7 protein-coding genes are annotated in these 6967 nt (G+C 50.7%); 3 read left to right on the top strand and 4 right to left on the bottom strand.

The features are described from left to right. The 3 genes from ACR0P9_RS05565 to ACR0P9_RS05555 form a co-directional block, all read left to right on the top strand. On the top strand, positions 1-511 hold a 511-nt coding region (locus ACR0P9_RS05565), incomplete at its 5' end, for a hypothetical protein (RefSeq protein ID WP_432618102.1). Between the two features lie 66 nt (positions 512-577). Then, positions 578-898, top strand: a complete 321-nt coding sequence (locus ACR0P9_RS05560) for a hypothetical protein (RefSeq protein ID WP_432618100.1) — start codon at positions 578-580, stop codon at positions 896-898. A 123-nt stretch (positions 899-1021) separates the two neighbouring features. After that, complete coding sequence (locus tag ACR0P9_RS05555; protein WP_432618098.1) at positions 1022-1558, top strand: nitroreductase family protein; 537 nt, start codon at positions 1022-1024, stop codon at positions 1556-1558. A gap of 81 nt (positions 1559-1639) precedes the next feature. On the opposite strand, the gene ACR0P9_RS05550 is transcribed toward ACR0P9_RS05555, so the two are convergent. The 4 genes from ACR0P9_RS05550 to ACR0P9_RS05535 all read right to left on the bottom strand — a co-directional run. Further along, positions 1640-3895 carry an S-layer homology domain-containing protein gene (locus ACR0P9_RS05550; protein WP_432618096.1) on the bottom strand — a complete coding sequence of 752 codons (2256 nt, stop codon included), beginning with the start codon at positions 3893-3895 and terminating at the stop codon, positions 1640-1642. A 148-nt stretch (positions 3896-4043) separates the two neighbouring features. Further along, the gene (locus ACR0P9_RS05545) at positions 4044-4532 is read right to left on the bottom strand and encodes a deoxycytidylate deaminase (protein WP_432618094.1); all 489 of its coding nucleotides are present in this window, start codon (positions 4530-4532) and stop codon (positions 4044-4046) included. A 17-nt stretch (positions 4533-4549) separates the two neighbouring features. After that, complete coding sequence (rpoD, locus tag ACR0P9_RS05540) at positions 4550-5773, bottom strand: RNA polymerase sigma factor RpoD (protein ID WP_432618092.1); 1224 nt, start codon at positions 5771-5773, stop codon at positions 4550-4552. A 39-nt stretch (positions 5774-5812) separates the two neighbouring features. Next, the coding region (locus ACR0P9_RS05535) for a toprim domain-containing protein (protein ID WP_432618090.1) at positions 5813-6967 on the bottom strand (1155 nt) is incomplete at its 5' end.

Genomic DNA, 6967 nt, shown 5'->3' with positions numbered 1-6967 from the left:
TTGTGCCGTCCTGCTCACCGCCTGCGGACAGACCAAAACCGCAGAACAGAAAGACCCTACACTGGAAGTCGTCAGCGCAAAAGTCGCAGAGGCGATTCTCGCGGATACCAGCACGGATGAAAATGCCGTTCAGTCTCTGCGAGACAATTACGACAGCTCCACCCAGCAGCTTGTGCAGTATACCTGCTATGTAATTCCGAAGGATTTACCGGAAACGCGCGTAGCTTTTGGTTTTATCGCTGTGACAACCACAGGTGAGAATCCTACTTTCCAGTATGTATCCAAGCCATATGGAAAATTAGATGATTCTCCGGAAAATTATCAGTTTGATGCAGCTGCACTCAGTGCTAGTATTACCGGCGGACAGACGATTCAGCTCGTCTGCGATGGTACGGTAGAACAGTACAAGAACACCTCTGACAAGGATGACGAAAATCATGCGCCGGAGGCGCGCGCGACTGTCGAAATCAACACCGTGGTTGACCTGAGCAAAACACCGCCGACAAAATAACGCTGGTCTTTGACAATCATCCTCATTTGGTTTATGATACCCTTGTTATAGAAAGGACATGGTATCATGAACACACTCACGCAACTCATGCAGTATTTTGGCTATGCGGCGGCATTTGCTTTTATCGCCCCCGCGATTATTCTATGCAGCATTGCCCGTCTGGGACTCATCAAAGGCAAGTTAAATATCATCCCGGATATTATTACGCATATTTTGCTTTTAATCGGTCTCGGTGTCGGTCTGGTTTTCCAAGGCGCACTCATTGACCTGACGGACAACGCCTATCCCATTTGGCTCTATGTCTACGCCGCGTCTTTGATTATCAGTGCCGTGCTCAGCATCGTACATCTTATCCTGTATCGCAAATTATCTCAATTGCGGCAATAAGTCCCCATGTATCCCCGAACGTCTCTCTGTTCGGGGATGTTTTTTTCATTGCATTCCGCGGCACTTTGTCGTATACTGAAAACAGTCAAATATGACACAACGAAATCAAAGGAGGATTTCCCTATGAACGCAAAAGAATGCATCCGCGGCCGCCGCAGCATCCGTCATTACAAGGACACACCGGTACCGCATGAGCTTCTGGAAGAAGTAATCGCTGACGCAGCCTATGCGCCGTCTTGGAAAAATACGCAGATCTCCCGTTACATCGTCGTAGAGGGCAGAGAAGCCATTGATAAGCTGGCAGCAGAGTATGCGCCGTTCAATGCAAAGACGGTTTCCACCGCACCGATGCTCATCGTGCAGACCTTTATCAAGAACCGTTCCGGCTATGAGCGCGACGGCTCCTTTACCACCGACCGCGGCGAAGGCTGGCAGATGTACGATGCCGGTATTGCTGCACAGACCCTGTGCCTGTCCGCACACGACCACGGCCTCGGCACCGTCATCATGGGTATCTTCCATCGCCATGAGCTGGAGAAGTATCTGAACATTCCGGAAGATCAGGAAATTGCCGCTCTGATTGCTATCGGTTATCCGGACGAGGAGCCAAAGGCACCGCGCCGCAAGGATGTAGAAACCCTGCTCTCTTACGCAGACTAATTTCTCCGTACATACAGCAAAAACGCAGTCCATAACGGACTGCGTTTTTTTGGTTCTTCTTGCTTTTTGCAAAGTTTTTGTTTAGTAGATCACAACCGTGCTGTTGTTCGGAATGTTCTTGTACAGATACGTAATATCCGTGTCCAACATGCGCACACATCCGGCAGAAATCGGGAAGCCAATGCGCTTGTCCTTTAAGCCGTTATAGTTCGGATAATACAACCGTGAATGGAACGCATATCCGGTATTCGGATAGAACCGCACAACCGGCTTGCAGGAATAGGTATCATGATTCCAGCCTTTTTCTCGGTAGGTGATGTACGTCACACCAGTCGGTGTCGGCGTCTTGTCCGCGCCGGTTCCGCAGATAAACGTTTTGATGAGTTTCCAGTTCTGCTTCGATCCGGAGAACACATAAACCTTCTGATTTTGCCTGCTGACCCAAACCAGATATTTTGTCTTGCTGGAGTATCCCTTGCCGTTGATATAGGATTCTTTCAAACCGGTAGAATAATCCATATTGTACTTCTGGGTATAATCTCCGCTGTACGTACTGGTAATCTTGTTGGTAATTTTCGATGCCGATACAACGCTGGTCGAGCTTTCCCACGATACCGAGTCGGTGTACTTGTGGGAATACTCTGACCATGCTTCCGCGTCTCCGCTCTTCTTGTAGGCGTGCGTTGTTGCCGCTTCCATAATCGCCTGATAGCCCCAGAATCCCTTGGCTACATCGCTGAACGTATAGCGTTCATCCATCTGCTGTTCGGTCGTCTTGTCGCCGGTACGTCCTAAGATTTTATTAAAAATAGCAACGGCTTGTGTGCGTGTCAGCGATTCATTGGGTCGGAAGGTTCCATCGCCAAAACCGCCAATCCAGCCCTGTGCTGCCGCAGTCATAATCGCGGTATAATACGGATGATCTGCACTGACATCGCTGAATTCTGCGCCGCTATTGGTATACGGTACCAAACGCGAAACCATCTCGACAAATTCGCCGCGTGTGATCGCATCGTTTGGACGGAATGCCGCGCCAGTGGCTATAAATCCACGCGATGCGAGCGTCTTTACCGCCTTTTCATACCATGCGCCGGATGGAACATCGGAGAAATTGCTTGGATACGAGCCATTCGACTGATCTGTCAGCAAACCATACAGAATCGTGCACGCCTGTGCACGAGTGAGTGCATCCTGCGGTCCGAATTTTCCGTTTCCATAGCCGGAGACATACTGGTTGTGCGCCGTCATCAGTTTTGGCGCAACCCAAGCAACATACGATGCCGCCGCATATACCGGCTGGTCAATCGGGTCCGCAACAACGCCGTTCGGCGTCATCCAATGCGTAATTTTCTTTCCACTGTCATCTTGTGTCGGTATATGATACGGCTTTGTGCCCTCATAAATCCGCCGTGTGACCGTTTTTCCGGAATAACTGAGAGAAATCGGATATGCCGGTGTATAGCTGTTCCATGTCTCAGTTCCGTCCGCGTTGACGGTGCCGTCATGGTCAATCGACGCCTCTAAAATTGCCCCATATGCCCAATGCTTGGCTGACACATCGGTAAATTCACGCAAGTCCTGCGCTTGCTGCTGTACCTGTTCATCCATTTTTCTGCCGAGCACACGATTGAATACAGAGACCGATTCGGCACGCGTCAAAGCCGCATTCGGTTGAAATGTTCCGTCGTTGTATCCGCCAATCCAACCGCGCTGTGCTGCCGTCGATACGACCGGATATATCGGATCGGTCTCCGGCACATCGACAAACGAGCTGGACGCGTTTTCATCCACGCCGACCAAACGCACAAGCAGCGTAATAAACTCGCCGCGCGTAATCTTTTCATTGGGATGAAAGGCATCACCTGCACCGGTTAAAATCCCGCGGGATGCCAAGGTGGTAACTGCCTGATAAAACCAATCCGACTCTTTTACATCAGGATATGTACACGGCAAATCACCCATGGACTGATCTGCCAGCAATTGATACAAAACCACGCTGGTCTGCGCCCACGTGAGGGAATCATTCACGCCAAATCGTCCATCCGGATAGCCCGACATAAAACGGCTATGATCCGTGCGCAGGGCGACCGGCTCCTGCTGCGGTGTTTCCGGCTGTTCTGGTTGCTCTGGCTGTTCTGGAATTTCCGGTTGTTCCGGCTGCTCCGGCTGTTCCGGAGTTTCCGGCTGCTCAGATACTATCGGATCTTCCTGTTCCAGCTGCTCTGTGGCTTGTACTTCCGGTTGTTCCGGTTCTTCTGCTGCCCAAACCTGCGGCATCATAGAGACCGCCATCATACCTGCCAGCGCAGCAGCTATCGCTCTCTTTGACCATTTCATGATCTTCCCTCCCTCTGCGAAATAAATTGTTTCATTTTATTACATTCATTATATCAGAGGTGTATTTTTTCGTCAATACGCACAAATGATTCGTTGCAGACAAAAAACAGAAGCGGTGTTTTCCGCTTCTGTTTCTCTGTATTATTTATCAGTATCCAATTTTACCGCTGAGCAGTTCATCATGCTTGACCCAGTCCTCGACATCAATGACATCATAATTGTCATTGTCTCGGCGGATAACCACCTTGCTGATACCGGCATTGATGATCTGCCGCTTGCACATCGGGCAGGAATCTGCGTCGCGCATGATTTCGCCGCTCTGTGTGTCGCGTCCCACGAGATACAGCGTCGAACCAATCATCTCCTCGCGGGATGCCGCGATAATCGCATTGGCCTCCGCATGAATGGCACGGCACAGCTCATACTGTGTGCCGCGCGGCACATTGCGCTGCTGCCGAATGCAGTAATTCAAGTCGATGCAATTGGCACGACCACGCGGTGCGCCATTGTATCCTGTCGAAATAATGACATCGTTCTTTACAATGACAGCGCCAAAGCTGCGGCGCAGGCAGGTGCTGCGCTCCAGCGCGACCTGTGCCATATCAAGATAATAATTCTGTTTATCGCGCCGAACCATGGTATGCGCCTCCTATATTAGTTCAGAAAATCCTTCAGCTTCTTGGAACGGCTCGGATGGCGCAGCTTACGCAGTGCCTTCGCCTCGATCTGACGAATACGCTCACGCGTTACGTTGAACTCCTTGCCAACCTCTTCCAGCGTGCGGGTGCGGCCGTCCTCGATGCCGAAGCGCAGGCGCAGAACCTTTTCTTCTCGCGGTGTCAGCGTCTTGAGCACTTCAACCAGCTGCTCCTTGAGCAGGGTAAACGAAGCAGCTTCTGCTGGCTCCAGTGCGTCATCATCCGGAATGAAATCGCCCAGATGGCTGTCTTCCTCTTCACCGATTGGGGTCTCGAGAGATACCGGCTCCTGTGCAATCTTGAGGATTTCACGCACGCGCTCAACCGGCATATTCATCTCTTCTGCGATTTCCTCCGGCTGCGGGTCATGACCCAGCTCCTGCAGCAGCTGACGGGAAACGCGAATAACCTTATTGATGGTCTCTACCATGTGTACCGGAATACGAATGGTACGAGCCTGGTCAGCAATTGCACGAGTGATTGCCTGACGAATCCACCACGTCGCATACGTAGAGAACTTAAAGCCCTTGGTGCAGTCGAACTTCTCTACTGCCTTGAGCAGACCCAGATTGCCTTCCTGAATCAAATCGAGGAACAGCATACCGCGGCCAACATATCGCTTGGCAATGGAAACAACCAGTCGCAGGTTTGCCTCAGACAGACGCTTCTTTGCATTTTCGCCGCCGCGAATTGCCTTGCGCAGTGCCTGATATTCCTTCTCATCGATCTGTTCGCCGTTGCGCTGACGCTCGTCCAGCTCCTTGATTTTTTCCTTGGCTTCCATGCCAGCCTGCATCTTCTTTGCCAGTTCTACTTCTTCGTCCGGCGTCAGCAGGTCAACCTTGCCGATCTCCTTTAAGTACATACGCACCGGATCATCAATAGCGAAGCCTTCTGCGAGAGACTCGGTGTCTTCCAATTCTTCCTTGGTGACTTCCTCTACAGCATCCTCAGAAAATTCCTCTTCGGACTCTGTCGGAGCTGCCAGAACCTCAGCACCCTGCAATTCAATGCCAGCCTTCTCCAGCTCTTCATACAGTCTATCCAGCTCATCCGACTCCATGTCGATGGACTCCAGTGCATCAGACATTTCCTTCAGCGTGAGCTTGCCCTTTTTCTTGCCTAAAGCGATAAGCTCTTTGATGGCTGTCTGCTTTTTTACATCCATGTCCTGTGTCATTCTTTAAGCCTCCAAATAAATTAATCATGTATTGCGGTATTATCCTGAAAAGCTCTTATTTTTGCGCTGCATCTGCGCTTTTTTGAGCAATGGATCCTCTTCCGTGTCAGTCTGCGTCTCACGCATGAGCTTTTGCTCCTGAATGATTGCCATGTAGTCCTCCATCGCCTGCTGTCTGCGGTCGATAGGAATATCCACGCGCAGTGCCGATACCAGCAGATCCATTTCCTGCGGTTCCAATCTTCCTTCTAACGCAGGGACGGCAATCGTGCGGCCGCTGGTATACAGTGCCGAACAAAGACCGTATATTTTGCCCAGCTCCGGGGAAGAAAAATCATCCGGCGTCAAAACCTGCCGCATTTGTTCCATCAGCGAGGTGTCAGAGAACAAAAGGGACAAAATTCCCTCTTCTGCGCGCGCAGAACGCACATTTTCAAAATGCATCGTCCGATCTTTCGGCTGTATGGCTTGAGCCGGTGTGCGTACTTCTCGATGCATCTTTCGTTTTGCCTGCGTCCGCAGACGAATTTTTGCCTGCTTGACTTCCTGCCGAAATGCCTCCGGCGTTACGCCTGCAAGCTTTGCCGTCGATGTGGTGTACACATCCTGTTCCACTTCGCTATCGAGCAAAGCGATAATTCCCGCCGCCTCACGCAAAAACAGAATGCGTTGGTCATCTTCGGTAAAGTCATATTTATCCTTTGCCGCTTCAATGCGATAGCGCACGTCGTTATCCGACTGCTCGATGAGCTTGCGGAATGCATCCGGCCCTTTTGCCTTGATAAATTCATCCGGATCTTTGGCTCCCGGAATCTTTAATATCTTGACGCGAATGCCTGTTTTTTTCAAAATATCAATGGCTCGCTGTGCCGCCGACTGTCCGGCGGTATCTGCATCGTAACAGACGATGACGGTTTTGGTGTGCCGCGATAATAACCGCGCCTGTTCTTCCGTCAGGGAAGTTCCCAGAGAAGCTACTGCGCTGTCAAATCCCGCCTGATGCAGAGCAATGACATCCATATAGCCCTCTGCGAGCAAAAAATATTCACTTTTCGTCTTTTTTGCCCGATTCATCGCAAACAAATTGCGTCGTTTGTTAAACACGATGGTTTCCGGTGAATTGAGATATTTCGGCTTGCTGTCATCCATGACACGTCCGCCGAATGCGATCACATCGCCGCGTATATCAATAAT

The sequence above is a fragment of the Butyricicoccus sp. genome (assembly GCF_050872565.1).
Classification (GTDB): domain Bacteria; phylum Bacillota; class Clostridia; order Oscillospirales; family Butyricicoccaceae; genus Butyricicoccus_A.
The sequence above is the reverse complement of the archived record's forward strand: the minus strand, read 5'-3'. Positions and strand labels throughout refer to the sequence as shown.

Excerpts from the sequence above, each read along its gene's own strand:
- rpoD (WP_432618092.1), bottom strand. The coding sequence starts at position 5,773 with ATGACACAGGACATGGATGTAAAAAAGCAGACAGCCATCAAAGAGCTT.
- ACR0P9_RS05555 (WP_432618098.1), top strand. The coding sequence starts at position 1,022 with ATGAACGCAAAAGAATGCATCCGCGGCCGCCGCAGCATCCGTCATTAC.
- ACR0P9_RS05550 (WP_432618096.1), bottom strand. The coding sequence starts at position 3,895 with ATGAAATGGTCAAAGAGAGCGATAGCTGCTGCGCTGGCAGGTATGATG.
- ACR0P9_RS05560 (WP_432618100.1), top strand. The coding sequence starts at position 578 with ATGAACACACTCACGCAACTCATGCAGTATTTTGGCTATGCGGCGGCA.
- ACR0P9_RS05545 (WP_432618094.1), bottom strand. The coding sequence starts at position 4,532 with ATGGTTCGGCGCGATAAACAGAATTATTATCTTGATATGGCACAGGTC.